We start from the raw sequence: 2773 nt of genomic DNA, 5'->3' as shown, positions 1-2773 counted from the left end.
CGATCCACCGATCCCCATCCGAGCGGATAAATCGATGTCCATCAGCAACTACGGCGTGCTCAAGGGCCGCATCACGGACTGCCGGCAGGAGCGCGACGACTTCATGCCGCATTACCAGATCCTCATCCGTGCCGACGGTGTCAGCTTCCGTGCGTCCATCAACGTGCAGTCCAGCGACCGGCGCCGGCCGGACCTGCTGTTCGCCGTGGACGACGACGTGCGGCACCCGCTCATGCAGCGGCTGGAGATGCTGGACGAGGGCTTTCACCCGGGCACGCCGGGGGCGGACGGGCTGTCGGTGGATTACGTGCGCGGCGGGATGGTCAGGCTCAACCAGATGCGCGCCCTCCCGCACGACGTGCCCGGCATCAACAACGACCTGAACGAGAAGCTGGACGCCCTCGTGCGGCACGCCATCGACGACCCGGACGTGCAGGTGTGCGTTTTGGGCTCGCGGTGGGGCCCGGAGCGCGAGCGCGACGCGGAGTTCCGATTTACGCCCGGGAACGGCCTGCACGACGTGCACATGAACCAGGGGACGCCCCGCCGCGAGCGCCACGCGGGCGACAACGGGGTGTGGCAGGACGGCGCCGTCTTTCTGCACCTGCGCGACGAGCGGCGCTGGGTGGGCATCTACCTGGCGTTCCAGCCGCAGGGCTGGCACACGGACGACCGCACGGGCCACCCCGCCGCCGACATCCCCCCGCACCACGCCCGGCCGGACGCGCATCGCCCGGCGCCCCGGCGCGAGACGCCGCCCGCGCCCAGGCGGGTCAAGGTGGGCGAGGGCGTGCGGATCGCCTCGGCGGAGATCAACCCGGCCGGCGGCGACCGCGGCGTGGAGACGGTGACGCTGCACAACACGACGTCGTCGCCGGTTGCCGTCGACGGATGGATGCTGGACAACGGCGAGGAGGCGCGGCACACGCTGGAGGGCCGCATCGCGCCGGATGCGCGGCTGGTGGTGCACCTGCCCGTGGACGTGGCGCTGAGCAACCGCGGCGGCCGCATCCTGCTGCTGGACGCCGCCGGTCAGCCCGTGGACGGCGTCACCTACGACCGCGACGACGCCCGCGAGGAAGGTCGCGAGATCCGGTTCTGATAAAACCAACTGCATTTTCACGCAGAGGGAGCAGAGGCAGCAGAGTACTTCAGTCCGCGCAGGACCGGGGTACTCTGCTGCCTCTGCTCCCTCTGCGTGAGGATTCTTTTCGGTCGTGGCCTTTACTTCGCGCCGAAGTCCACCGTGGGCGCCTGCTCGGCGTTGGCGGGGGCCTGGTAGGGCTGCTTGCGGTCCGCCCCGCTCATCCGCGCCGTGATCACCTGCGGAAAGCTGCGGATGTACGTGTTGTACTGCTGCACCGCCTCGTTGTAGTCCTGCCGCGCCCGGGCGATCTTGTTCTCGCTCTCCGCCAGCTGGTCCTGCAGCGCCGTGAAGTTCTGCGTGGCGCGCAGCTGCGGATAGGCCTCCACGGCGATGTTCAGGTACGTGCCGATCTGCCGGGTGACGGCGGCGTCGGCGTCCTGCATCTGCTGCACGTTGTTGTTCTGCACGGCCTGGGTGAGCTGCTGCTGCGCCTGCGACAGCTGCTGCTCCGCCGCCGGCAGCTGCCCGGCGCGCGCGCGGGCCACGTCGGTGTAGGTGCCGCGCTCGAACTCCGCCGCGCCCTTGACGGTCGCCACCAGGTTGGGGATGAGCTGGTTCCGGTTCTGCAGCTGCACGCCGATGTTGCTGCGGGCCTGCTCCGCCCGCTCGTCCAGCGCCTGGATGCGGTTGTAGCCGCACCCGCCCAGGGTCAGCGCCAGGGTCAGCGCGATCACGCTCTTGGGGACCCGCATCGTTCTCCTCCGGAGGACAGGTTCGGGTTGATCAGTCAATCGTACAGGAAACATCGCGTCCGGCCCTTCAGCCGCCGCGCACCAGCCGGTCCACGTGGTCCACCACGCGCGACACGGCATCCAGGTAGCCCACCACCAGGGGCGAGCTCGCCGCGGGGCGAAGCTTTTCTCCCGCCGCGCGGGCCCGGTGGATCTGCAGCATGGGCTCCGGGCTGAAGCCCACCACCTGCGCCACGCGGTGCACCACCGTCTCCGCGTCGCGCACGCCGTCCGTGCCCGTCAGCCGCAGCACCGTGCGAAAGAGGACCAGGAAGGTGCTGAACGAGCGCACCAGCAGCTCCCCCAGCTCCTCGGGCTGCCCGGCGAAGAGCAGGTAGCGTTCCCGCAGCTGGATGTGCTTGCCCTTGAGCTCGCGCTCGCACTGCAGCCGCAGGTCCGCCGGGTCCACCGTCACGCCCTCGAACGGGTCCGCGCCCAGCAGCACCAGGTGCGCGTCGCGGATGTCCGTCATCTCGATGGCCCACACGTCCGCGGAGCGCCGCAGCTCGTCCGCGGAGAGGAAGAGGGGGACGGCGTTGCCCTCCGCCACCCACTCCCGCGCCAGGTCGCCCGCCGCGCGCAGCGCCGCCGGCGACATCTCGCGCAGCACCACCAGCACGTTCAGGTCCGACACCCCGGGGCGGTACTCGCCCCGCGCCGCGGAGCCGTACAGGACAACGGACACAAGGTCCGCGTCGAAGATGCCCTCCAGCGCCCACGCGAACCGCTGGGCCCGCTCCAGCTCGGGCGGCATCGCGCCCGCATCGTTTCTCGTCACCAGTCGCCTCCCGCGCCGCCGCCCCCGAATCCACCGCCTCCGCCAAAACCACCGAACCCGCCGCCGCCTCCCCCACCGCCCCCGAATCCGCCGCCGCCCCATCCGCCGCCCCCGCCG

The 2773-nt window shown here is 71.0% G+C and carries 3 protein-coding genes; 1 reads left to right on the top strand and 2 read right to left on the bottom strand.

Translation table 11 applies throughout. The annotated features are described in order from the left end of the window. Positions 1-34 precede the first annotated feature (34 nt). Entirely contained in the window at positions 35-1102 is a 1068-nt protein-coding gene (locus VFZ20_RS11500) for a DUF2278 family protein (protein WP_329684021.1), read from the top strand. Positions 1103-1224: 122 nt separating this feature from the next. Here VFZ20_RS11500 and VFZ20_RS11495 read toward each other — a convergent pair whose 3' ends face one another. Continuing rightward, positions 1225-1839 (bottom strand): LemA family protein, encoded by a 615-nt coding sequence (locus tag VFZ20_RS11495; RefSeq protein ID WP_329684020.1) that lies wholly within the window; start codon positions 1837-1839, stop codon positions 1225-1227. 67 nt (positions 1840-1906) lie between these two features. Continuing rightward, entirely contained in the window at positions 1907-2656 is a 750-nt protein-coding gene (locus VFZ20_RS11490) for a nucleotidyltransferase domain-containing protein (protein WP_329684019.1), read from the bottom strand. Positions 2657-2773 lie beyond the last annotated feature (117 nt).

The sequence above is a fragment of the Longimicrobium sp. genome, from assembly GCF_036280135.1.
Taxonomy (GTDB): domain Bacteria; phylum Gemmatimonadota; class Gemmatimonadetes; order Longimicrobiales; family Longimicrobiaceae; genus Longimicrobium.
Note: the sequence above shows the minus strand (reverse complement) of the source record. Positions and strands in the feature narration are given on the sequence as shown.

What these genes read in the sequence shown, in the direction of transcription:
- VFZ20_RS11500 (WP_329684021.1), top strand. Translation starts at nt 35, where the DNA reads ATGTCCATCAGCAACTACGGCGTGCTCAAGGGCCGCATCACGGACTGC.
- VFZ20_RS11495 (WP_329684020.1), bottom strand. Translation starts at nt 1,839, where the DNA reads ATGCGGGTCCCCAAGAGCGTGATCGCGCTGACCCTGGCGCTGACCCTG.